The following is a 23944-nucleotide window of genomic DNA, read 5'->3' as shown; positions in this document are numbered from 1 at the left end:
TGGGAGACAGGGAACACCTGTCCCCATTTGTCACGCACCACTTTCGGCCACTCTTCGTGCCGGATCGCCCACCAGGAGGCACCTTCGATGTCGGTTCCCCAGCCCACCGCGACCGAGCGCGGTGAGCAGATCCTCGCCGTCTTCGACACCGCCTTCGGCGAGCTGCTCGCCGCCGACCCCGCCGCCTTCAAGGTCAAGTTCCGCAAGATGGCCGGCTCCGCCTTCGCCTTCTACCGGGGCACGGCCTGCCTGTTCTACAAGGACCTGGAGCACGAGAGCGCCGGGCGGGTGGGCGGGAGCATGCCTGCCGGCCCGTACCTCGACGAGCGGACCGGCCGGGTGTGGATCCACGGCGACCTGCACGCCGAGAACTTCGGCACGTACATGGACGCCAACGGGCGCCTGATCTTCAACGTCAACGACTTCGACGAGGCCTACGTCGGCCCCTTCACCTGGGACCTCAAGCGGCTCGCCGCCTCCCTGGCGCTGCTGGGCTACACCAAGGCGCTCAGCGACGCGCAGATCACCGAGCTGGTGCAGATCTACGCGGCCGCCTACCGGGAACGCATCCACGCGCTCGCGACCGGCGCCAAGGACGACGAGATCCCGCCCTTCACGCTGGACACGGCCGGCGGCCCGCTCCTCGACGCCCTGCGGGACGCGCGCGGGATGACGCGTTTCGGCCTGCTGGACTCGATGACGGAGATCCGCGACTTCGAACGCCGTTTCGCCTCCGGCGGCGGTGCGATCGAGCTGGACGCCGCCACCCGCTACAAGGTCCTGGCCGCCTTCGACGGCTACCTGGAGACCCTGCCGGAGTCGAGCCTGGCCCGCCCGGACTCGTACCGGGTGAAGGACGTCGTCGGCCGCCGCGGCATCGGCATCGGCTCGGCCGGCCTCCCCTCGTACAACATCCTCCTGGAGGGCAACAGCGACGCCCTGGAGAACGACGTCGTCATCTACATGAAGCAGGCGCAGACGCCGGCGGTGTCGCGCCACGTGACGGACGCGGCGGTACGGGAGTACTTCCGGCACGAGGGCCACCGCACGGTGATCTCCCAGCGGGCCCTCCAGGCGCACGCCGACCCCTGGCTCGGCTGGACGGAGCTGGACGGCGCGGGGCAGCTGGTCGCCGAGGTCTCGCCGTACGCGGTGGACCTGGACTGGTCGGACATCGACGACCCGGAGGAGATCGCGGCGACCGTGGCCGACCTCGGGCGGGCCACGGCGGCCATGCACGCGGCGGCGGACGACTCCAGCGGCCAGTCGCTGGTGCCCTTCTCCACGGAGCGGGCCATCGACGCGGCCATCGCGGCCGACGAGGAGGGCTTCGGGGCGCTCCTGGTGGACTTCGCGCACGCGTACGGCGCGCGGGCGCGGGCCGACCACCAGATCTTCGTGGACCTCTTCCGCAACGGGCGCATCCCGGGGCTGTAGGGGCGGGCGGGGCCGTCCGGCGGGTTTTCACAGCTCGGCCTTAGGGACGTCTTACGGCCGGGCATGACACACTTCCACGGCGATGGACATGGCAAGCACTCAGCTGAGAGCCCTACGGGCGGCGATCTTCACGACCCTGGTCGTGGCGCTGTCCGTGGCCTCGCACGTGCTCCTGTCCGGGGTGCCGCTGCCGCTCGGGACGGTCGTCCCGGTCGCGGCCGGCGTCTTCGCCGTGGCCTACGCCCTGGCCGGGCGGGAGCGCGGCTTCGGCCCGATCGCCGGGCTGCTCGTCCCGCTGGAGCTGGCCGCCGACACGCTGTTCACCAGCGGTCAGGCCGCCTGTTACGGGGCCGCCGGCGGCCCCGTCACCGGCTCGCTGCGGGCGGTGGGCTTCGACGCGCTGTGCGGCGGCGCCCTCGGCTCCCCGCTGCCCGGCGTGGCGGCCCCGGGGAGCGGGACCGCGGCGGCGCTGCTGAGCTCCCCCGATCCGGCGGTGCCCTGGCTGCTGCTCGCCGCCCATGTGGCGGTCGGGCTCTCGGCGGCCTCCTGGCTGCGCGGCGGGGAGCGGGCGCTCGCCCGGCTGCTGCGGGCGGCCGTGGCCCTCGCCTTCCGGCCGCTGCTGCTCGTGGCGGCCTTCTTCCGCGTCGTGGGGACGGCCCCGCGGCGCGCCGGGCGTCCCGTGGACCGGCTCCGCCGGTCGCGGGCCCGGCTGCTCGTGCACTCCGTGGGACGGCGTGGACCGCCGTGCTCCGCGGGCTCCCGGCGCGCCTCGGCGCCGGCGCTCGCCCTCGTCTGAGCCAGCACGCGGTCCTTTCGCCCTTTCTTCCCTTCTGCACGTCACGGAGATCACGATCATGAGCAAGCGCAACAGCCAGGCCAACAAGGCGGCAGCCCGCGAGCGGCTGCGCGAGGAGCGCGAGCGCCAGGCCAAGAAGGACAAGGCGCGCCGCCAGGTCGTCGTCGCGGTGTCGGCGGTCGCCGCCCTCGCGGTGGTCGGCGGCATCAGCTTCGCCATCGTCCAGTCCAACAAGCCCTCCGCGTGGGAGGCGGCCGCGGACGCGAAGAACGTCACGGCCCCGAAGAACACCGAGGGCACGGACGGCACCACGGTCGTCGTCGGCAAGCCCGAGGCCAAGAAGACCCTGGAGCTGTACGAGGACTCCCGCTGCCCGGTCTGCGCGACCTTCGAGCAGGGCGTCGGCGCGACCGTGGCGAAGGACGTCGCCGACGGCAAGTACAAGATCAAGTACATCGGCGCCACCTTCATCGACAACTCCGACCAGGGCGAGGGCTCGAAGAACGCCCTGTCGGCGCTGGGCGCCGCGCTGAACGTGAGCGGGGACGCCTTCCTGAAGTACAAGGAGGCGCTGTACTCGACCGAGTTCCACCCGGAGGAGAGCCAGGACAAGTTCGCCAAGGACTCCTACCTCCTGGAGATCGCGGACTCGGTGCCGGCCCTGAAGGGCAACGCCGAGTTCAAGAAGAACGTCGAGGACGGCACCTTCGACGCCTGGGCGATGAAGATGTCGAAGGCCTTCGACGAGAGCGGGGTCAAGGGCACCCCGACGCTGAAGATGGACGGCAAGACCCTGACCGCCGAGGGCAGCGAGAACCCGCCGCTGACGGTGGACCAGTTCAACGCGGCGCTCGCCAAGGTCATGAAGGGCTGATCGCCCCTCAGGACGGCCACGCGGACCACCCCTCGGACCGCCCCCCCCGGCAGTCCGTCGGACAACTCCTCGGCACCGCCCCCGGCCCCCGGCCACCGCCACCGCGCGGAGGTCCGGGGGCCTCGGCGCGCACGGGGCCTCGGCGACGTCCCGCCGAAGAGTCGGCGAACATTGCGCGCGACTCTGCCACTTCGCCTTACCGGCCGGTAATCTGACGGCCCGTGACCAGTCGTAACCTCATATCCGCCCCCAGCCGCCGCACCGTCGTGAAGGCCGCCGCCGTGTCGGCCGTCGTGACCCCGGCTCTGGTGGCCGCCGCCTCGCCCGCGCTCGCCGATCCCGCGGCGCCCGCGTTCCTGCACGGCGTCGCCTCCGGCGACCCGCTGCCCGACGGCGTCCTGCTCTGGACGCGCGTCACCCCCACCCCCGACGCCGCACCCGGCTCCGGCGCGGGCCCCGATGTCACCGTGACCTGGGAGCTCGCCGAGGACCGCGCCTTCGCCCGGACCGTGGCGAACGGCACCGCCCAGGCCACCGCGGCCTCCGACCACACCGTGAAGGCGGACGTCCGGGGCCTGCGCCCGGCCACCGCCTACTGGTTCCGCTTCACCGCCGGCGGGGTCGTCTCCCCCACCGGCCGCACCCGCACCGCCCCCGCCGCCGACTCGGCCGCCCCCGGCATCCGCTTCGGCGTGGTCTCCTGCGCCAACTGGGAGGCCGGCTACTTCTCCCCGTACCGCCACCTCGCCGCCCGTGCCGACCTGGACGCGGTCCTCCACCTCGGCGACTACATCTACGAGTACGGCACCGGCTCCTACCCGGAGGCGAAGTACACCGTCCGGAAGCACGAGCCGGCCCACGAGATCGTCTCGCTCGCCGACTACCGCACCCGGCACGGGAAGTACAAGACGGACGCCGACCTCCAGGCGCTGCACGCGGCGCACCCGATCGTGGCGATCTGGGACGACCACGAGTTCGCCAACGACGCCTGGTCGGGCGGGGCCGAGAACCACACGCCGGGCGCCGAGGGCGACTGGGCGGCCCGGGTGGCGGCCGCCAAGCAGGCCTACTTCGAGTGGATGCCGGTGCGCACCTCGACCGAGGGCACGGTCTTCCGCCGGCTGCGCTTCGGCAAGCTGGCCGATCTGCACCTGCTGGACCTGCGCTCCTTCCGCTCCCAGCAGGCGGGCACGGGCAGCGGCAAGGTGGACGACCCGGAGCGGTCCATCACCGGCCGGGCGCAGCTGGACTGGCTGAAGTCGGGGCTCTCGGGCTCGGACGCGGCCTGGCAGCTGGTCGGCACCTCGGTGATGATCTCACCGGTGGCCTTCGGCGCGCTCCCGGCCCATCTCCTCGAACCGCTCGCCGGGCTGCTCGGGCTGCCCAAGGAGGGCATCGCCGTCAACGTCGACCAGTGGGACGGCTACACGGACGACCGCAAGGAGCTGCTGCGGCACCTGACGGACCGGGGCATCCGGAACACGGTCTTCCTCACCGGCGACATCCACATGGCCTGGGCCAACGACGTGCCGGTGACGGCGGCGACGTACCCGCTGTCGGCCTCGGCCGCGACGGAGTTCGTGGTGACCTCGGTGACCTCGGACAACCTGGACGACCTGCTGCACGTGGCGCCGGGCACGCTCTCGGCGGTGGCGGCGGGCGCGGTCAAGGCCGCCAACCGGCACGTGAAGTGGGTGGACATGGACCACCACGGCTACGGCGTGCTCGACGTGACGGCCGAGCGCTCGCAGATGGACTACTACACGGTCTCCGACCGGGCGGACGTGCACGCGACGGCGTCCTGGGCCCGCTCGTACCGCACGCTCAGCGGAACGCAGCGCGTCGAGCGCGTGTACCAGCCGGTGCGCTGACGCGTCGGCACGGAGACGCGGCGGCATCGTAGCGATGCTTTTCGGCCATGATCTTCTCTGTTAACGGGAGATCACACGGTCACGGCGGGTGGCGAGTTCGGTCGATCGAAACCGGACACACCACCCGCCTTCGTCGTCACTTCTGTTACGCCTACGTCTCAAACTCCGGAAGCGACAGAAGTTTTTCTTCCCGATGCCCCGAATTGCCGCACGAATGATTGGGCTTGATCAATCCTCAACGATGTCTGACATGGACGCGTAATCTCCCGGCCAGTGGCGAGGAAGTACCTCTCCACCACCCCCCGCGAGGAGTCACCGTGCGTGCTCTTGTCCGTATATCGCCGCGTATGTCACGTCGTATGCTCGGCACCGCCGTCATGGCCGGAACCCTGGCCCTGGCCCCCCTCTCCGCCCCCGCGGCGACCCCCGCCACCACCACGCTGGCGTCCGCCGAGAAGTGCGCCGACGGCTCCGCCACGCTGTCCGGCGCCCGCAAGGCGAAGGGCCACGCCACCGAGGCCGAGCCCAACGAGGTCACCGCCGCCCAGGCCCAGGCCATGGACGCCGACCTGAAGAAGAAGGTCGGCGAGGCCCGCCTGTCCGGCCGCGCCTCCCTGGCCGCCGGCGCGAACGCCGCCGCCGCGGTGACGATCCCCGTCTACTTCCACGTCATCCACAGCGGCACGACGGGCAAGCTCAGCGCCACCGCCATCAACAACCAGATGGCCGTCCTCAACGCCGCCTACAGCGGCCAGGGCACCGGCAACGTGAACAGCAACTTCCAGTTCTCGCTGGCCGGCACGGACTACACGGACAACGCCACCTGGTACAACGTGTCCGACGGCACCCAGGCCGAGAAGGACATGAAGAACGCCCTCCGCAAGGGCGGCGCCAACGCGCTGAACGTCTACACCGCCAACCTCGGCGGCGGCCTGCTCGGCTGGGCGACCTTCCCGTCCTCGTACAAGAGCAGCCCGAAGATGGACGGCGTCGTCATCCTCGACGCCTCGCTGCCCGGCGGCTCCGCGGCCAACTACAACGAGGGCGACACCGCCACCCACGAGGTCGGCCACTGGATGGGCCTCTACCACACCTTCCAGGGCGGCTGCAACGGCAGCGGCGACTACGTCAGCGACACCCCGGCCGAGAAGAGCGCCGCCTTCGAGTGCCCGACCGGCCGTGACAGCTGCGCCTCCAAGGCAGGCGTGGACCCGATCCACAACTTCATGGACTACACGTACGACTCCTGCATGTACCAGTTCACCTCGGGCCAGGTGACCCGGATGAACGACTCCTGGACCGCGTACCGCGCCTGACGCGCCGTCCGCGCACAGGGGTGTGGCCCCCGGGGGAGTTCCCCCGGGGGCCACACCCCTTCGCCCCGCGGACCTACAGGCCGTCCAGGAAGGACAGCGCGACCGACCAGGTCCGCTCCGCCGCCTCCTCGTCCCAGTCCGGCAGCTCGGGGTCGGTGTACAGGTGTCCGGCGCCCCGGTAGCGGTAGACCTCCACGTCCGCCCCGGCCCTGCGCATCTGCAGGTACCAGGACGACAGCCAGTCGTCCGTCTCGAACGGGTCGGGCTCGGCCACGTGCAGCTGCACCGGCAGCTCGTCCACCGCGGCCGACTCGGCGATGTCCGAGGTGCCGTGGAACAGCAGCAGCCCGCGCGCCTTCTCGTCCCCGAGCGCCAGCGTCTGCGCCACCGAGGCCCCGAACGAGAGGCCCATGTAGACCAGACCGCGCTCCGAGTACGGCGCGGCCGCCAGGACCGCCCGGCGGAGCAGCTCGTCCTTCCCGATCCCGTCCCTGAGCGCCACGCCCTCCTCGACCGTGCCGGCGGTGCGGCCCTCGAAGAGGTCCGGCGTCCAGACCTGGTGCCCGGCGGCGCGCAGCCGCTCGGCCGCGGCCTCCACCGCGGGGCGCATCCCGTAGACCGAGTGGAAAAGCATGATGTCCATGCGGTCAATCCTGCCATCCGCCGGACCTGGGTCGCGTCCGGAACGTCCCGCCCGGCTCGCGGGCAGACGGTGCCGCTTTCCGGACAGGACCTAGCGCATGCTGCGCACGTCGAGCTGGCGCAGCACCCGGTCCACCACCTCCGGGTCGGAGCCGGGCTCGCTGCGGGCCGCGAGCACCTCGTGGCGGGCCGCCGACATCAGCTCCTTCTGGATCCGCTGGACCTTCTTCACCCGCTCCACCCGCTCGGTGAACGCCGCCCGCCGCTCGTCGTCGACCATGTCCGGGCTGATCCGCGCCCCGATGTCGAAGGCCCCGCGCAGCAGCCGCTCGGAGACCTCCTCGGGCAGCTCCTCGACCTCCTCGATCTCCTTCAGGCGGCGCTTGGCGGCCTTCGCGGCGCGGATGGCCAGCTCCCGCTCGAAGGCCCGCTCGGCGTCCGCGTCGGCCTTCACGCCGAGCCGCCTGACCAGCCAGGGCAGGGTGAGCCCCTGGACGACCAGGGTGGCGATGATCACGCAGAAGGCGATGAAGACGATCTCGTCCCGGCCGGGGAAGGGCGACCCGTCGTCGGTGCGCAGCGGGATGGCGAGGGCCAGCGCCACCGAGGCCACCCCGCGCATCCCGGACCACCACATGACCACGGTCTCCCGCCAGCTCATCGGGATCTCCTCGGCGTAGTCGCGGCCGGTGTGCAGCCGTTTCGCCAGCCAGGTCGCCGGCAGCAGCCACAGCAGCCGCACCCCGACCACCACGCCCACCACGGCCGCGCCCCAGCCGAGCACCTCCCGGCCGTGGTCCTCCACGACCCCGAAGACGTTGACCAGTTCGAGGCCGATGAGCCCGAAGGCGATGCCGGTGACCAGGGTGTCGACGACCTCCCAGAAGGTCTGCCCGGCGAGCCGGCCCATCACGTCGTCGGCGTCGGTCGCGTACTCGGCGAGGAAGAGCGCGGTGACCAGCACCGCGAGGACGCCGGAGCCGTGCAGCTCCTCGGCGAGCACGTACGAGACGAAGGGCACGAGGAGGGTGAGCCCGGTCTGGAGCGTGGAGTCGCCGAGCAGGCCCATCAGCCTGTTGGCGGCCCAGCCGAGGGCGAGCCCCACGGCGACGGCCACGACGGCCGACAGGACGAGCTCGCCGAGCGCCTCGGGCCAGGAGAAGGAGCCGCTCACGACGGCGGTGATCGCCACGTTGTAGAGCACGATCGCGGTGACGTCGTTGAAGAGCCCCTCGCCCTCCAGGATCGACACCAGCCGCCGGGGCAGCCCCAGCGACCCGGCGACGGCGGTGGCCGCGACCGGGTCGGGCGGGGCCACCAGCGCGCCGAGCGCCAGCGCGGCGGCCAGCGGGATCCCCGGCACGAGCGCGTCCGCGACCGCGCCGACGGCGGCCGTGGTGACGAAGACCAGGGCCACCGCGAGCAGGAAGATCGGGCGCCTGTTGGCCGCGAACTGGCGCCAGGAGGTGCGCTGCACGGAGGCGTACAGCAGCGGCGGCAGCACCAGCGGGAGGATGTACTCGGGCGGGATGTCGACGTTGGGCACGAAGGGCGTGAAGGCCAGCGCGATCCCGACGAGGGTCATCAGGACCGGCGCGGGCAGCCCGAGCCGGTCCCCGAGGGGCACGGTCAGGACGGCGCCGAGCAGCAGCACGAACAGCAGGGCCAGTTGATCCACGGCCCCACCTTGTCACGTACGTCCGGTTTGGCCGCGTTCGCCCCCACCGGTGGGGGGATCAGAGTGCGCGGCGCATGGCCCGGTGCGGCATCCCGGCGTCCGGGAACTCGGGGCCGTACGCCTCGTAGCCCAGCCGCTCGTAGAAGCCGAGCGCGTGCGTCTGGGCGTGCAGGTCGACGGCGGCGAGGCCGCGCCCGCGGGCGGCGTCCTCGATGGCCCGGACCAGCGCGGCGCCCACGCCGAGGCCGCGGGCGGCCTTGTTCACCGCGAGCCGCCCCAGGGAGCCCACCGAGGCGTCGGCGCCGGTCTTGCCGGTCGCGTCCGCCCCGGACAGCAGCCGCCCGGTGCCCAGCGGCACCCCGTCCGCGCGGACGGCGAGCACGTGCACGGCGGTGGCGTCGTACGGGTCGTACTCCAGCTCCTGCGGAACGCCCTGCTCCTCCACGAAGACCTCGCGGCGCACCGCGAAGCACGCCTCGCGGTCCTCGGGGGCCACCGCCTCGCGGACGGTGTACGCGGGGGCGGTCACCGGCTCTCCGAGGCGATCCGGTCGAGCGCGGTCTGCAGGTCCGCCGGGTAGGTGCTGGCGAACTCGACCCACTGCCCGTCGCCGGGGTGCTCGAAGCCGAGCCGCACCGCGTGCAGCCACTGGCGGGTGAGGCCCAGGCGCTTGGCCATCGTCGGGTCGGCGCCGTAGGTCAGGTCGCCGACGCAGGGGTGGCGCAGGGTGGACATGTGCACCCGGATCTGGTGGGTGCGGCCCGTCTCCAGCTTGATGTCGAGCAGCGAGGCCGCGCGGTACGCCTCGATGAGGTCGTAGTGGGTGACGGAGGGCTTGCCCTCGGCGGTCACGGCCCACTTGTAGTCGTGGTTCGGGTGCCGGCCGATGGGCGCGTCGACGGTGCCGCTCATCGGGTCCGGGTGGCCCTGCACCAGGGCGTGGTAGCGCTTGTCGACCACGCGCTCCTTGAACTGGCGCTTCAGCGAGGTGTAGGCGTACTCCGACTTCGCCACCACCATCAGGCCGGAGGTGCCGACGTCGAGGCGGTGCACGATGCCCTGGCGCTCGGCGGCGCCGGAGGTGGAGATCCGGTAGCCGGCGGCGGCGAGGCCGCCGATCACGGTGGTGCCGGTCCAGCCGGGGCTGGGGTGGGCGGCGACGCCCACCGGCTTCATGATCACGACGATGTCGTCGTCGTCGTGGACGATCTCCATGCCCTCCACGGGCTCGGCCACGATCTGCACCGGGGCGGCCGCGCCGGGCATCTCGACCTCGAGCCACGCGCCGCCGCTGACCCGCTCGGACTTGCCGACGACGGCGCCGTCGACCTGGACCTTGCCTGCGGCGGCCAGCTCGGCCGCCTTCGTACGGGAGAACCCGAACATACGGGCGATGGCGGCGTCGACGCGCTCGCCCTCCAGGCCGTCGGGAACGGGCAGCGTGCGGATTTCGGGACTCGTGCTCACCCGTCGAGTATGCCTTGTGCGGGAGACACTCTGTCCTGAGACCGGCTCCGGGCTCAGTCCTTGTGGATGGTCCCGTCCGGGTCCAGGCCCCGGAAGGACAGGATGACGATCAGGATGCCACCGCAGACGATCGCCGAGTCGGCGAGGTTGAAGACGGCGAAGTGGGCGGGCGCGATGAAGTCGACGACCGCCCCTTCGAAGACGCCCGGCGAGCGGAAGATCCGGTCGGTGAGGTTGCCCAGCGCGCCGCCGAGCAGCAGGCCCAGCGCGATCGCCCAGGGCAGGCTGTAGAGCTTGCGCGCGAGCCGGATGATCACGACGATCACCACGGCCGCGATCCCGGTGAAGATGATCGTGAACGCCTCGCCCATGCCGAAGGCCGCACCCGGGTTCCGGATGGCCTCGAAGCGCAGCAGATCGCCGATGACCTTGATCGGGGCGTGCCCCTCCAGCTTCTCGACCACGAGCATCTTGCTGCCCAGGTCGAGGAGGTAGGCGAGGACGGCCACCACGAGGAGGGCGACGATCCGTCGCCTCCCCTTGGGCCGCTCCTCGGGGACGGCCGTCTCGTCGGCCCCTGCTGAATCCGGCGTACCTGAATCCGGCGTACCGATGACGCTCTCCGCCTCTGCCATGTGCACGAGGGTACGGCACACTCCTCCGGCCACGTCAGCCGCGGCGCTCCTGCTTCTGCTTGTCCTCCACGCACAGCGTGGCCCGGGGGAAGGCCTGCATCCTGGCCTTGCCGATGGGCTTGCCGCAGACCTCGCACAGGCCGTACGTGCCGGCGTCGAGCCGCTCCAGGGCGTGCTCGGACTGTTCCAGCATCTCGCGCGCGTTGGCCGCCAGGGCGAGCTCGTGCTCGCGCGTGATGTTCTTCGTACCGGTGTCGGCCTGGTCGTCGCCCGCCCCGTCGCCGGAGTCGCGCATCAGCCCGGTCAGCTCCTCCTGCGAGTGGACCAGCTCGCTCCGCAGCCGCAGCACCTCCGCCTGGAGGCCGCTGCGGGCCTCGGCGACCTCCTCGGGGGTCCACGGCTCCTCCCCCGGGCGTACGGCGAGCTCGCCCGGCCGGGAGTGAGGCACCGCGGCCTCGCCCGGGGCCGTCCTGACGCCACCCGCGGTCTTCTTCGCTGCCACCGTCCTGGCTCCTGTCTTCTCGGTCGCGGCCTTCGCCGCCTTCGCGGTCTTCGCGGTCTTCGCGGTCTTCGCGGTCTTCTTCGCCGTCGTCGTCTTCTTCGCGGCGGACTTCTTCGCGGGTGCCGCCTTCTTCGCGGGGGCCGCGGGGTCGGCCGGCGCCGCCGTCGCGGACGCCGCCCTCTTGGTGGCCGTCGCCTTCTTCGCGGCGGCCCTTCCGGCGGGCGCCTCGCTCGCGGGCGCGGTCTTCTTCGCGGGCGCGGACTTCTTGACGGCCGGCGTCTTCTTCGCCGCCGTCGTCTTCTTCGCGGCGGTCTTCTTCGCCACCATGTCGCGGCCCCTTCACATTTTGTGATCTTGCTCGCGAATCGTGCTGGGACGATAAATCGGCCCAGGGCCCGCGGCAACGGGGCACGCCGCCCTGCACGCCCGCCCCGGCGCCCTGCGGGACGAGCATGCCTCCGTTGTGCCCAGCTCCCCGGCGGGTTATCCGTCCCGGCCGTCCCCCACTTGGCCGAAGTACGACTCCGCGGGGGCCGGTGTGCCCATTCGGGTCACCGGGAAACACCCGAAATCCGGTCGGCCGGGCCCGCCCCGGCCCCGTACACTGGGCTCAGCGAAAGGCTTGGATGGGGACGAGTAGCGTCGCAAGCAGCCATGAGCGACCCGGGGACGGTGAGAGCCCGGGGGCGAGCCCGATGTGAAGCATCACCCCGGAGCTGCCGGAAGAAAGCCGCGGTCGGCCGCGGCGAGTAGACCCGGTGTCGCGACCCCAATGAGGGGGCTCAGGACGGCAGCGGCCGCCCGGGGCCAAGGAGGGTGGTACCGCGGGAGCACTGCTCTCGTCCCTCCGGACGGAAGCGCAACAGTCCGCCGGAGGAGCTCGCAAGCATGACGCCGCCGCAATACCGCCAGGTGCCCGCCCAGGTCGACCTGCCCGCGCTCGAGCACGGGGTGCTCGACTTCTGGCAGGACAACAAGGTCTTCGCCAAGACCCTGGAGCAGTCCGAGGGACGCCCCGAGTGGGTGTTCTACGAGGGTCCGCCCACCGCCAACGGCATGCCCGGCGCCCACCACATCGAGGCCCGCGTCTTCAAGGACGTCTTCCCCCGCTTCCGCACCATGCGCGGCTACCACGTGGCCCGCAAGGCCGGCTGGGACTGCCACGGCCTGCCGGTCGAGCTCGCCGTCGAGAAGGAGCTCGGCTTCTCCGGCAAGAAGGACATCGAGGCGTACGGCATCGCCGAGTTCAACGACAAGTGCCGCGAGTCCGTGACCCGGCACACCGACGCCTTCGCCGAGCTCACCACCCGCATGGGCTACTGGGTCGACCTCGACGACGCGTACCGCACCATGGACCCCTCGTACATCGAGTCGGTCTGGTGGTCGCTGAAGCAGATCTTCGACAAGGACCTGCTGGTCCAGGACCACCGCGTCGCCCCCTGGTGCCCCCGCTGCGGCACCGGCCTCTCCGACCACGAGCTGGCCCAGGGCTACGAGACGGTCGTCGACCCCTCGGTCTACGTGCGCTTCCCGCTGACCTCCGGCCCGCTCGCCGGCAAGGCCGCGCTGGTGGTCTGGACGACCACCCCGTGGACCCTGGTCTCCAACACGGCCGTCGCCGCCCACCCCGAGGTGACCTACGTGGTCGCCACGGACGGTGACGAGCGGCTGGTCGTCGCCGAGCCGCTGCTGGAGAAGGCGCTCGGCGAGGGCTGGGTGACCACCGGCGAGTCCTTCACCGGCGCCGAGATGGAGCGCTGGACCTACCAGCGCCCCTTCGAGCTGGTCGACTTCCCGGCCGAGGCCCACTACGTGGTCAACGCCGAGTACGTGACGACCGAGGACGGCACGGGTCTGGTCCACCAGTCCCCCGCCTTCGGTGAGGACGACCTCAAGGTCTGCCGCGCCTACGGCCTGCCGGTCGTGAACCCGGTCCGCCCCGACGGCACCTTCGAGGAGGACGTGCCGCTGGTCGGCGGCGTCTTCTTCAAGAAGGCCGACGAGCAGCTGACCGCCGACCTGGACGCCCGCGGCCTGCTCTACCGGCACATCCCGTACGAGCACAGCTACCCGCACTGCTGGCGCTGCCACACGGCGCTGCTCTACTACGCGCAGCCGTCCTGGTACATCCGTACGACCGCCGTCAAGGACCGTCTCCTCCAGGAGAACGAGAAGACCAACTGGTTCCCGGACTCGGTCAAGCACGGGCGCTTCGGCGACTGGCTCAACAACAACATCGACTGGGCGCTCTCCCGCAACCGCTACTGGGGCACCCCGCTGCCGATCTGGCGCTGCGAGGAGAACCACCTCACCTGCGTGGGCTCGCGCGCGGAGCTCACCGAGCTGACCGGCACCGACCAGTCGGAGCTCGACCCGCACCGCCCGTACATCGACGCGGTGACCTTCACCTGCCCGACCGAGGGCTGCTCCCTCGAAGCCGTGCGCGTGCCCGAGGTCATCGACGCCTGGTACGACTCGGGTTCGATGCCGTTCGCGCAGTACGGCTACCCGTACCGGAACAAGGAGCTGTTCGAGAGCCGCTACCCGGCGCAGTTCATCTCCGAGGCGATCGACCAGACCCGCGGCTGGTTCTACACGCTGATGGCCGTCGGCACCCTGGTCTTCGACAAGTCCTCGTACGAGAACGTGGTCTGCCTGGGCCACATCCTCGCCGAGGACGGCCGCAAGATGTCCAAGCACCTGGGCAACATCCTGCAGCCCATCCCGCTGATGGACCAGCACGGCGCCGACGCGGTGCGCTGGTTCATGGCGGCCGGCGGCTCGCCGTGGGCGGCCCGCCGGGTCGGCCACGGCACGATCCAGGAGGTCGTCCGCAAGACCCTCCTGACCTACTGGAACACGGTCGCCTTCCAGGCCCTGTACGCCCGCACCTCGGGCTGGGCCCCCTCGGCCGCGGACCCGGCGCCGGCCGACCGCACCGTGCTCGACAAGTGGCTGCTCTCCGAGCTGAACACGCTGGTCGCCGCGGTCACCGAGGCGATGGAGGCGTACGACACCCAGCGGGCCGGCAAGCTCCTGTCGGCCTTCGTCGACGACCTGTCCAACTGGTACGTGCGCCGCTCCCGCCGCCGCTTCTGGCAGGGCGACAAGGCCGCGCTGCGCACCCTGCACGAGGTCGTCGAGACGGTCACCCGCCTGATGGCCCCGCTGACCCCCTTCATCACGGAGCGGGTCTGGCAGGACCTGGTCGTCCCGGTCACCCCGGACGCCCCGGAGTCCGTCCACCTCTCCACCTGGCCGGAGGCGGACGCCGCCCTGGTCGACGAGGTGCTGTCCGAGCAGATGCTGCTGGTCCGCCGCCTGGTCGAGCTGGGCCGCGCCACGCGCGCCGAGTCGGGCGTGAAGACCCGTCAGCCGCTGTCCCGCGCGCTGGTGGCGGCGAACGGCTTCGCGGCCCTCTCCCCCGAGCTGCAGGCCCAGATCACCGAGGAGCTGAACGTCTCCTCGCTCGCCTCCCTCTCCGAGGTCGGCGGCAGCCTGGTCGACACCACGGCCAAGGCGAACTTCCGTGCGCTCGGCAAGCGCTTCGGCAAGGGCGTCCAGGACGTGGCGAAGGCGGTGGCCGCGGCCGACGCGGCGGCCCTGTCGCTGGCGCTGCGCGGCGGCGAGGCGGTCGTCACGGTGAACGGCGAGGAGGTGACCCTGACGCCCGAGGAGGTCATCATCACGGAGACCCCGCGCGAGGGCTGGTCGGTGGCCTCCGACTCCGGCGCCACGGTCGCCCTCGACCTGGAGATCACCCCGGAGCTGCGCAAGGCGGGCCTGGCCCGTGACGCGATCCGCCTGATCCAGGAGGCCCGCAAGAACAGCGGCCTGGACGTGGCGGACCGGATCGCGCTGCGCTGGACCTCCACCTCGCCGGAGACGGCGGAGGCCCTGGCGGCCCACGCCGGCCTGATCGCCGACGAGGTCCTGGCCACGGACCACGCGGAGGGCCCGGCGGACGACTCGTACGGCACCCCGTTCGAGGACGAGGGCCTGGCCCTCACCTTCCGCCTCCGCAAGGCGTAACCCGCACGGCGAAGGGCCCGGCACCGGAATCCGGTGCCGGGCCCTTCCGCATGCCCCTCCGCGTGGCGGGCACGCAAAAGGGCCGGGCCCTGGGGTCTTCACCCAGGGCCCGGCCCTTGAGACTGCCGCCGACGGCTACGCGCTCAGCGCGCGGACGACGGCGCCGTCAGTTGTCGTCCTCGTCGATCAGGAAACCGCGCATCGGCGCCGGTGCCTGCTGCATCGGCTGCGGGGCCTGCGGGCGGACCGGAGCCATCGGCTGGGTCATCGCCGGGGACATCTGCTGCTGACCGCCGTAGGACGGGGCGCCGCCCATCGGGCCGTTGCCGCCGAAGGACGGGGCGGGGGCACCCGCCGAGGCCATCGAGGGGGACGGCGGCAGGGACGCGGTCGCGGGCGTACGCGCCGGGGCCAGCGAGTCGTCGGCCTGGGTCTCCAGCTGACGCAGCTGCGACTCCAGGTACGACTTCAGGCGGGTCCGGTACTCCCGCTCGAAGCCCCGCAGGTCCTCGACCTTGCGCTCGAGGGTCGCGCGGGCGGACTCCAGGGAGCCCATCGCGACGCGGTGCTTCTCCTGCGCGTCCCGCTCCAGGGCGTCGGCCTTGGCGCGGGCGTCCCGCTCCAGGCCCTCGGCGCGCGAGCGCGCCTCGCCGACGATCTTGTTGGCCTCGGAACGGGCCTCCGCGATCGCCTGGTCGGCGGTCTGCTGGGCCAGCGAGAGGACACGCGCGGCGCTGTCGCCACCCGGGCCCTGGGCCGGCTGCATGGGCTGCATCTGCTGCTGCGGGTGACCCATGGGGCCGCCCTGCATGGGACCGCCCTGCATCGGGCCGGGACCCATCGGGCCGCCCTGCATCGGGCCGGGGCCCATCGGACCGCCCTGCATGGGGCCACCCTGCATCGGGCCGCCCTGCATGGGACCGGCCGGAAGCGCGGGGGCACCGGACGGCAGCTGCGGCGGGCCCATCTGCGGGGGCTGCTGCTGGGCCGGCGGTCCGGATATGGCGGCGGGCACCGGGGCGCCGGGACCGACGGGACGGTCCTGCTGCTCCGGGGGCTTGCGCATGCTCTGCTGCTGCTGGTTCTGCGCGGCGGCACGGGTCGCGGCGGCCAGCTTGGCGCGCAGGTCCTCGTTCTCGCGGAGCAGTCGCGTCAGTTCGGCTTCGACCTCGTCGAGGAAGGCATCGACCTCGTCCTCGTCATAGCCTTCTCGAAGGCGGACGGTCGTGAACTGCTTGTTCCGCACGTCCTCGGGGGTCAGCGGCATCTCTTCTTCACCTCTACGTAGTCGTCGGCAGTCGGCAAGACCGTATCGTCCACATTTCCCTCCACCATCACCTCGCGAAGCCGCTCACGATGGAGATCAGGATGTAGACGATGATCATCAGAACGAAGAAGGACAGGTCGAGTGCCACGCCCCCGAGACGCAGCGGCGGGATGAGCCGCCGCAGGAGCTTGAGCGGTGGATCGGTGACAGTGTAGGTGGCCTCCAGAACGACCACCATCGCCTTACCGGGTTGCCATGAACGGGCGAACTGGAAGACGTAGTCCATGACCAGCCGGAAGATCAGGAGGACAAGGAAGCACATCAGCGCGATGTAGACCACCTGTAGTGCGACGCCCATCCCGCGCTTCCCTCTCCCCTGGCTCTCGCTTGTCCGGCCTCGCGGCCGGGTCGTTCTCGGTCTCGTGTTCTCAGCTCTGGTTGAAGAATCCGCCCTCTGCGATGCGGGCCTTGTCCTCCGCCGTGACATCGACGTTAGCAGGCGACAACAGGAACACCTTCTGCGTCACGCGCTCAATGCTGCCATGGAGCCCGAAGACGAGACCGGCGGCAAAGTCGACAAGTCGCTTCGCGTCGGTGTCGTCCATCTCCGTGAGGTTCATGATCACCGGAGTGCCCTCACGGAAGTGTTCCCCGATGGTACGGGCCTCGTTGTAGGTCCGCGGGTGCAGCGTGGTGATGCGGTAGGGCTCCCGCTCGGACACGACCTTGGGCATGATCACCGGTGCGTTCTTCTCCAGGCTGGGACGTTCGGGTGTGATGGATGCCACGGGGGCAATTCGGGCCGGACGCCCACTCTCGGCGAGTACCGGGACAGAATGGGACACCGGCTCACGGGGTGCGGGGGGCGCGACCACGCGCACCGGTTCCTCCCGCTCCACCTGGCGCGGGGGCTGGTGATGGCGCCGGTCGCGCTCGGGCTCCGGCTCCAGCTCGGGTTCGAAGTCGTCGTCGGGGTCGAAGCCCCGGCCGTCGTAGCCATCGTCCTCCACGAGGCCGAGGTAGACCGCCATCTTGCGCATCGCGCCGGCCATTCTCTGAATCCTCCGCTCTGTGGTGGATCGCCCTTACCGAATGTCGCAGTGTCACCAAGTGCCCGCGATCCACGAGGTCCCCCCGCCTCCCTGGCGGAATGACCATATTTTCTGCTGTGGTCCGACTTGCTTCGCGACGTTACCCGAGCTTCGGGCGGACTCCGAGTACCGCCGTACCGATGCGCACGTGTGTCGCTCCGGCCGCCACGGCCTCCTCGAGGTCCGCACTCATCCCTGCTGACACCATGTTCGCAGCCGGACGGGTCGCGCGCAGGGCAGTCGACAAATCCATCAGCCGGTCGAAGGCGGCCCGTTGCCGACCCGCGTAGGGACCGGCGAGCGGGGCGACGGTCATCAGTCCGTCGAGCCGCAGTCCCGGCGCCGCGTCCACCGCGGCCGCCAACTCCTCGATCCCGTCGGGCGCCACCCCGCCCCGGTCGCCCCGGGCGCCGGACTCGGCGTCGAGCGCGACCTGGAGGAGACAGCCGAGCTCCCGCTCCCCTCTCTCCGCGGCCGCGGAGAGAGAGGAAACGAGCTTCAAGCGGTCGACGGACTGCACCACATCGGCATAACCCACCACGGAACGGACCTTGTTGGTCTGCAGCTGGCCCACGAAGTGCCAGTTCAGGTCGAGGTCCGCGCAGGCCGCCGCCTTGGGGGCGGCGTCCTGGTCACGGTTCTCGGCGACGTGCCGCACCCCGAGTCCGTGCAGGATCCTCACGTCGCTCGCGGGGTAGGTCTTGGTGACCACGATGAGGGTCACCTCCTCCCGCGCTCGACCGGCGGCGGCGCAGGCGGCCGCGATGCGCTCCTCCACCCGTGCCAGGTTCGCGGCGAGTTCCGCCGTGCGGTCCGTCATGTCCCATCCCGGTTCAGCCAGACATATCCCGCGAGTCGCCCGGTGGTGCGGTCGCGGCGGTACGAGTAGTGGTCCGGGGACTCCAGGGTGCAGACCCCGCTCGCCACCGCGTCGGTGACGCCCAGTCGGGCGAGCTGGTCCAGCACGCCCGCGGTGACGTCGACGGCGGGGGTCCCCCAGGAGGTCTCGGCGTGCGCGGCCGGCTCGACCGCGGCGACCTCGGCCCGCATCGCCTCCGGCACCTCGTAGCAGCGCCCGCAGACGGCCGGGCCGGTGCGGGCGACGATCCGCTCGGGGCGGGCGCCGAGTTCGGTCATCCGGGCCACCGCGGCCGGGACCACCCCGGCGACCATCCCCGGCCGCCCGGCGTGGGCGGCGGCGACGACGCCGGCGACGGGGTCGGCGAGCAGGACCGGCACGCAGTCCGCGGTGAGCACCGCGAGGGCGAGTCCGGGCCGGTCGGTGACGAGGGCGTCCACGGAGGGGACGGGATCAGTCCCCCACGGGCCGTCCACCACGGCGACGTCGGCGCCGTGCACCTGGTTCATCCAGACCACCCGGGCCGGGTCGAGGCCGAGTCCGGCCGCGGCCCGCTCCCGGTTGGCCAGGACGGCCGCGGGCTCGTCGCCGACGGCTCCGCCGAGGTTGAGCTCCTCGTACGGAACGGCGCTCACCCCGCCCCACCGGTCGGTGAAGGCGAAGTGGGCGCCGTTCCTGTCGTGTCGCTGCCCTATCACTTCAAGAAGTCCGGGACATCCAGCTCTTCGGCCTGGGTGTCCGGGTACGGGCGGGCCGGCGGGACCACCGGCGAGGAGACGGGCGGCAGCGGGGTCTCGCTGACGACCGGCGCCGGCTCGACCGGGGCCACGGGCTCCTCGCGCGGGGTCACCGTGCCCAGACCGCCCAGCGGGCGGGAGGTCTCGGCGGCGCGGGGTGCCGGGGCCGGCTCCTCGCGCTTGGCGGAGACCGAGCCGATGATGTTGTCGCGACGGGCCGGCGGCTGACCGCCGTCGAAGCCGGCGGCGATGACGGTGACCCGCACCTCGTCGCCGAGGGCGTCGTCGATGACGGCGCCGAAGATGATGTTCGCCTCGGGGTGGGCGGCCTCGCTCACCAGCTGGGCGGCCTCGTTGATCTCGAAGAGACCGAGGTCGCTGCCGCCGGAGATGGAGAGCAGCACGCCGCGGGCGCCGTCGATGGACGCCTCCAGGAGCGGCGAGGAGATCGCCATCTCGGCGGCGGCCACCGCGCGGTCGTCGCCGCGGGCGGAGCCGATGCCCATCAGGGCGGACCCGGCCTCGGACATGACCGACTTGACGTCGGCGAAGTCGAGGTTGATCAGACCCGGGGTGGTGATGAGGTCCGTGATGCCCTGGACGCCGCTCAGCAGCACCTGGTCGGCCGACTTGAAGGCGTCGAGCACGGAGACCTGGCGGTCCGAGATCGAGAGCAGCCGGTCGTTCGGGATGACGATGAGGGTGTCGACCTCTTCGCGGAGCTCGGCGATGCCGTCCTCCGCCTGGTTGGCGCGACGACGGCCCTCGAACGTGAACGGGCGGGTGACCACACCGATCGTCAGGGCGCCGAGCGAGCGCGCGATGTTGGCGACGACGGGTGCGCCGCCGGTGCCGGTGCCGCCGCCTTCGCCGGCGGTCACGAAGACCATGTCGGCCCCCTTGAGGACCTCCTCGATCTCCTCACGGTGGTCCTCTGCCGCCTTGCGGCCGACTGCCGGGTTGGCCCCGGCGCCGAGGCCACGGGTCAGTTCACGGCCGACGTCGAGCTTGACGTCGGCGTCGCTCATCAACAGCGCCTGAGCGTCGGTGTTGATGGCGATGAACTCGACGCCCTTGAGACCGACCTCGATCATTCGGTTGATGGCATTGACACCACCGCCGCCGACACCGATGACCTTGATGACTGCGAGGTAGTTCTGCGGTGCTGCCACGTCGAAGGCCTCTCGCCTCGAGTTACGTGTCGCCGCTTCGCGGTGGTAAGCGCGCCGCGACGACGGATGCCGATTGGGACGGTCCGAAACGCCGACCCAAACCCTAACGTTGAAGTTTAGGGTTACCAGTGTCTCTGTTCGCTGGACTCTTCCGAACAGGACACTAAGTCGACAAGTGGCGCACGTTCAACGAACACGCCGAACCTCCCGTTTTTCTTTTCACCCTATGTGATCACCCGTAGCGCTGGCCAACCAGGGTGCTGGCCAGGGGTGATGAGCGTCAACTTCCCGACGAAGCGGGCGCTGTGGGGGCACTTACATCGAAGTGCCCCGCTTTGGGGGTCGCCTTCATCAGTGCGGTCAGGACCCGGGCCTTGACGGCCCCGTCCTCACCACTGCCCCAGAAGACCGTGCGCCCCCTGCCGAGCTCCAGGGTGATGGAGTCGTACGACGCGATCCGGACGACACGGGCGTCCTGGGCGATTTTCTCCGGGAGTTCGCCCGTCACGCCTACCGCCTCGGCGAGCAGCCGGTCCTCGTCGAAGCGGCGCAGGCTCGGCGAGCCGGCCGCGGCGAGGACCAGCCGGGGGACGCCGCGGGGCGCCGTGGCGACGGTGGCGAACCGCACGCCGCCGGCGTCCACTTCGATGAACTTTCCGCCCTTTTCCATCAGGAGTACGGGCTTCCGCTCCGTCACTTTCAGACCGATTCCGTGCGGCCAGGACCGCACGACGTCCACGGTGTCGATGCGGGGCAGCCGCTCGCGCAGCCGCGCCTCGATGGACCCCGTGTCGACGGAGACCATCGGCGCGCCGACCGGTACGGCCGCGACCCGCTCGACCTCGGCCGGGGTGAGCACCTCCGTGCCGGAGATGCTCACCCGCTCCACGCGGAGCCAGGCCGAGCCGTAGAGCGCCCAGACGCCTCCGGCCACCAGGGCGAGGGCGCCGAAGGCGACGAGGAGCGCCCGCGGGCCGGGCACCCGGAACCTCCGGGCGTCCGGCCGGGAGGACGGCCGGGGCGTGCCCTTGGACCTGCCGCTCGGGCTCTTCTGCTCGGTCGCCGGTCCGGCTGCCACGGGGCGTCTCCCTTTCCGCCGCCGCTACGCCTGGCGGCGGGCGGCGATCGCGTCGTACACCATGCCGACGAGGAGGTCGTCGGCGTCCCGGCGGCCGAACTCGGAGGCGGCGCGGGACATCTCGTACAGCCGGTGCGGATCGGCCAGTACGGGCAGGACGTTGCCCTGCACCCACTGCGGCGACAGCTCCGCGTCGTCGACGAGGAGTCCACCGCCGGCCTTGACCACCGGCTGGGCGTTCAGCCGCTGTTCGCCGTTGCCGATGGGCAGCGGGACGTAGGCGGCCGGCAGTCCGACGGCGGAGAGCTCGGCGACGGTCATCGCGCCCGCGCGGCAGAGCATCATGTCCGCGGCGGCGTACGCGAGGTCCATCCGGTCCACGTACGGTACCGGCACGTAGGGCGGCATACCGGGCATGTTGTCGACACGCGGCAGCTCGTTCTTCGGGCCGACCGCGTGCAGGATCTGGATGCCCGAGCGCTGGAGCACGGGCGCGATCTGCTGGACGACCTCGTTGAGCCGCCGGGCGCCCTGGGAGCCGCCGGAGACCAGCAGGGTCGGCAGGTTCGGGTCGAGACCGAAGGCGGCGCGCGCCTCGGGGCGGACCCGGGCCCGGTCGAGGGTCGCGATGGTGTGCCGCAGCGGGATGCCGATGTAACGGGCGTTGCGCAGCTTGGAGTCCGGGGTGGCGACGGCGACCCCGGCCGCGTACCGCGAGCCGATCTTGTTGGCCAGGCCGGGCCGGGCGTTCGCCTCGTGGACCACGATCGGCACGCCGAGCCGCTTGGCGGCCAGGTAGCCGGGCAGCGCCACGTAGCCGCCGAAGCCGACCACGCAGTCCGCCTTGGTGCGCTCCAGGACCTGCTCGGCCGCCTTGATGGTGCCGCGCAGCCGCCCGGGGACGGTGATCAGCTCGGGCGTGGGCTTGCGGGGCAGCGGCACGGCGGGGATGAGCGCCAGCTCGTAGCCCCGCTCGGGCACCAGCCGGGTCTCCAGGCCCTTCTCCGTGCCCAGCGCCGTGATCCCCACGGAGGGGTCCTGCCTGCGCAGGGCGTCCGCGAGTGCGAGCGCGGGCTCGATGTGGCCGGCGGTACCTCCGCCGGCGAGGACGACATGCACCGAAATTCACCGCTCTCCGGACGGACGCTTCTTGACGCGCCGTCGCATCGACTTCCATCTCCCCCCGGCCCGCTTGCCCCAGCCGGGGCGGCGCAGGGCCAGGGCCGCCTTCGCGGCGGGTTCCTGTCGCGCGAAGGCGATCAGGAGCCCGACGGCGAACATGGTCGGCAGCAGGGCCGATCCTCCGTAGGAGAACAGCGGGAGCGGGACTCCGGCGATCGGCAGCAGACCGAGCACCGCACCGATGTTGATCACGGCTTGCGCCGTGATCCAGGTGGTCACGCCTCCCGCGGCAAACCTGACGAAGGGGTCCTCCGTACGTCCGGCCACGCGGATACCCGCATAGCCTAGAGCCGCGAACAGGGCCAGTACCGACAGCGTCCCCGCCAGACCCAGTTCCTCACCGGTCACGGCGAAGATGAAGTCGGTGTGCGCTTCGGGGAGTTGGCCCCATTTTTCCACACTCGCCCCGAGCCCGGAACCGAACCATCCGCCGGAGGCCAGGGCGTAGATCCCGTGCGCCGCCTGGAGGCACGGGGCGCCCTCTCCCCCGGGGTCGGTGGCGCCGATGCAGGCGAATCGCTTCAGCCGGTTGTCGCTGGTCTTGATGAGCAGGAAGCCGATGGCCCCGGCCACCGAGAGCACGCCGACGAAGAGCCGGGTGGGGGCACCGGCGGTCCACAGCAGGCCGAAAAGGATCGCGGAGAGGATGATCGCCGTGCCCATGTCACCACCCAGCATGATGAGCCCGAGCAGCAGAAACGTTCCGGGAACCAGCGGCACCAGCATGTGCTTCCACTGGGTGAGCAGCTTCATGTCCTGCTTGCGGGCGAGCAGGTCGGCCCCCCACAGGATCAGCGCCAGCTTGCCGAACTCGCTGGGCTGCAGCATGAACGGTCCGCCCAGTGAGATCCAGTTCTGGTTGCCGCCGACCGCCACCCCTATCCCGGGGATCTGGACGAGGACCATCAGGAAGATGGCCCCGACCAGGATCGGGTAGGCCAGCGCCCGGTGCAGCTTCACCGGCATCCGGGAGGCCACCAGCAGCAGCCCCGCCCCGAGCAGCGCCGCGAAGAACTGCTTCCGGAAGAAGTACGAGGGCACCAGGTCGTAGCGCAGCGCCGTGATCATGGAGGCCGAGTAGACCATCACCAGGCCGAGCGCGGTGATGAGCAGTCCGGCGCCGACGATCACGTAGTACGCGGTCAGCGGCCGGTCCCAGGCCTTGCGGGCCCGCTCGTGGATCCCGCGCAGCCCGCCCCGGCGCGGCTTCCTCGGCGCCGCGGGGGCGCGCCCTCCGCCGCGCACGGCGGACGGCCCGCGCGTCCCTGCGGTTCTGCTCGGCATGCTCGCCGTCCCCTCCAGTCGTGC

General features: G+C 71.5%; 21 protein-coding genes. 6 read left to right on the top strand and 15 right to left on the bottom strand.

Annotation, left to right across the window (positions count from 1 at the left end; genetic code table 11):
* Positions 1-87 precede the first annotated feature (87 nt).
* The 5 genes from ABD981_RS29540 to ABD981_RS29520 all read left to right on the top strand — a co-directional run bounded on the left by ABD981_RS29540 (position 88) and on the right by ABD981_RS29520 (position 6294).
* A complete protein-coding gene (locus tag ABD981_RS29540) occupies positions 88-1437 on the top strand; it encodes a DUF2252 domain-containing protein (RefSeq protein WP_046907018.1) in 1350 nt (449 codons plus the stop codon).
* Between the two features lie 82 nt (positions 1438-1519).
* Positions 1520-2233, top strand: coding sequence for a hypothetical protein (locus ABD981_RS29535; RefSeq protein ID WP_046907017.1), 714 nt, complete (start codon positions 1520-1522; stop codon positions 2231-2233).
* Between the two features lie 58 nt (positions 2234-2291).
* Positions 2292-3107, top strand: a complete 816-nt coding sequence (locus ABD981_RS29530) for a thioredoxin domain-containing protein (protein ID WP_046907016.1) — start codon at positions 2292-2294, stop codon at positions 3105-3107.
* A gap of 221 nt (positions 3108-3328) precedes the next feature.
* Complete coding sequence (locus tag ABD981_RS29525) at positions 3329-4978, top strand: alkaline phosphatase D family protein (protein WP_046907015.1); 1650 nt, start codon at positions 3329-3331, stop codon at positions 4976-4978.
* A 347-nt stretch (positions 4979-5325) separates the two neighbouring features.
* Positions 5326-6294 carry a zinc metalloprotease gene (locus ABD981_RS29520; RefSeq protein WP_240495165.1) on the top strand — a complete coding sequence of 323 codons (969 nt, stop codon included), beginning with the start codon at positions 5326-5328 and terminating at the stop codon, positions 6292-6294.
* Positions 6295-6367: 73 nt separating this feature from the next.
* Here ABD981_RS29520 and ABD981_RS29515 read toward each other — a convergent pair whose 3' ends face one another.
* The 6 genes from ABD981_RS29515 to ABD981_RS29490 form a co-directional block, all read right to left on the bottom strand.
* Complete coding sequence (locus tag ABD981_RS29515) at positions 6368-6937, bottom strand: dienelactone hydrolase family protein (protein ID WP_046907013.1); 570 nt, start codon at positions 6935-6937, stop codon at positions 6368-6370.
* Between the two features lie 90 nt (positions 6938-7027).
* On the bottom strand, positions 7028-8614 hold the full coding sequence (locus ABD981_RS29510; protein WP_046907012.1) for a Na+/H+ antiporter: 1587 nt from the start codon (positions 8612-8614) through the stop codon (positions 7028-7030).
* 58 nt (positions 8615-8672) lie between these two features.
* Positions 8673-9143 (bottom strand): GNAT family N-acetyltransferase, encoded by a 471-nt coding sequence (locus ABD981_RS29505; RefSeq protein WP_046907011.1) that lies wholly within the window; start codon positions 9141-9143, stop codon positions 8673-8675.
* A complete protein-coding gene (locus tag ABD981_RS29500) occupies positions 9140-10081 on the bottom strand; it encodes an RluA family pseudouridine synthase (RefSeq protein ID WP_046907010.1) in 942 nt (313 codons plus the stop codon). Before ABD981_RS29500 ends, ABD981_RS29505 begins: the two co-directional genes overlap by 4 nt.
* Positions 10082-10134: 53 nt before the next feature.
* Positions 10135-10716 carry a signal peptidase II gene (gene lspA / locus ABD981_RS29495; RefSeq protein WP_046907009.1) on the bottom strand — a complete coding sequence of 194 codons (582 nt, stop codon included), beginning with the start codon at positions 10714-10716 and terminating at the stop codon, positions 10135-10137.
* A 34-nt stretch (positions 10717-10750) separates the two neighbouring features.
* Entirely contained in the window at positions 10751-11545 is a 795-nt protein-coding gene (locus tag ABD981_RS29490; RefSeq protein WP_046907008.1) for a TraR/DksA family transcriptional regulator, read from the bottom strand.
* Positions 11546-12106: 561 nt separating this feature from the next.
* Here ABD981_RS29490 and ileS point away from each other — a divergent pair.
* On the top strand, positions 12107-15250 hold the full coding sequence (ileS, locus tag ABD981_RS29485; protein ID WP_046907007.1) for an isoleucine--tRNA ligase: 3144 nt from the start codon (positions 12107-12109) through the stop codon (positions 15248-15250).
* 166 nt (positions 15251-15416) lie between these two features.
* On the opposite strand, the gene ABD981_RS29480 is transcribed toward ileS, so the two are convergent.
* The 9 genes from ABD981_RS29480 to ftsW all read right to left on the bottom strand — a co-directional run bounded on the left by ABD981_RS29480 (position 15417) and on the right by ftsW (position 23920).
* Positions 15417-16517 carry a DivIVA domain-containing protein gene (locus tag ABD981_RS29480; protein ID WP_046907006.1) on the bottom strand — a complete coding sequence of 367 codons (1101 nt, stop codon included), beginning with the start codon at positions 16515-16517 and terminating at the stop codon, positions 15417-15419.
* Positions 16518-16584: 67 nt separating this feature from the next.
* The gene (locus ABD981_RS29475; RefSeq protein WP_046907005.1) at positions 16585-16875 is read right to left on the bottom strand and encodes a YggT family protein; all 291 of its coding nucleotides are present in this window, start codon (positions 16873-16875) and stop codon (positions 16585-16587) included.
* A gap of 70 nt (positions 16876-16945) precedes the next feature.
* Positions 16946-17569, bottom strand: coding sequence for a cell division protein SepF (locus ABD981_RS29470; protein WP_046907004.1), 624 nt, complete (start codon positions 17567-17569; stop codon positions 16946-16948).
* A 139-nt stretch (positions 17570-17708) separates the two neighbouring features.
* A complete protein-coding gene (locus tag ABD981_RS29465; protein ID WP_046907003.1) occupies positions 17709-18428 on the bottom strand; it encodes a YggS family pyridoxal phosphate-dependent enzyme in 720 nt (239 codons plus the stop codon).
* The gene (gene pgeF / locus ABD981_RS29460) at positions 18425-19165 is read right to left on the bottom strand and encodes a peptidoglycan editing factor PgeF (RefSeq protein WP_046907002.1); all 741 of its coding nucleotides are present in this window, start codon (positions 19163-19165) and stop codon (positions 18425-18427) included. The genes ABD981_RS29465 and pgeF overlap by 4 nt, the downstream gene beginning before the upstream one ends.
* Positions 19162-20376 carry a cell division protein FtsZ gene (gene ftsZ / locus ABD981_RS29455; protein WP_046907001.1) on the bottom strand — a complete coding sequence of 405 codons (1215 nt, stop codon included), beginning with the start codon at positions 20374-20376 and terminating at the stop codon, positions 19162-19164. Before ftsZ ends, pgeF begins: the two co-directional genes overlap by 4 nt.
* Before the next feature lie 280 nt (positions 20377-20656).
* The gene (locus ABD981_RS29450) at positions 20657-21454 is read right to left on the bottom strand and encodes a cell division protein FtsQ/DivIB (RefSeq protein WP_046907000.1); all 798 of its coding nucleotides are present in this window, start codon (positions 21452-21454) and stop codon (positions 20657-20659) included.
* Between the two features lie 24 nt (positions 21455-21478).
* Positions 21479-22573 (bottom strand): undecaprenyldiphospho-muramoylpentapeptide beta-N-acetylglucosaminyltransferase, encoded by a 1095-nt coding sequence (gene murG / locus ABD981_RS29445; protein WP_046906999.1) that lies wholly within the window; start codon positions 22571-22573, stop codon positions 21479-21481.
* Positions 22574-22579: 6 nt separating this feature from the next.
* The gene (gene ftsW, locus ABD981_RS29440; RefSeq protein ID WP_046906998.1) at positions 22580-23920 is read right to left on the bottom strand and encodes a putative lipid II flippase FtsW; all 1341 of its coding nucleotides are present in this window, start codon (positions 23918-23920) and stop codon (positions 22580-22582) included.
* Positions 23921-23944 lie beyond the last annotated feature (24 nt).

Source organism: Streptomyces showdoensis (assembly GCF_039535475.1).
In the GTDB taxonomy this organism is placed as follows: domain Bacteria; phylum Actinomycetota; class Actinomycetes; order Streptomycetales; family Streptomycetaceae; genus Streptomyces; species Streptomyces showdoensis.
Note: the sequence above shows the minus strand (reverse complement) of the source record. Positions and strands in the feature narration are given on the sequence as shown.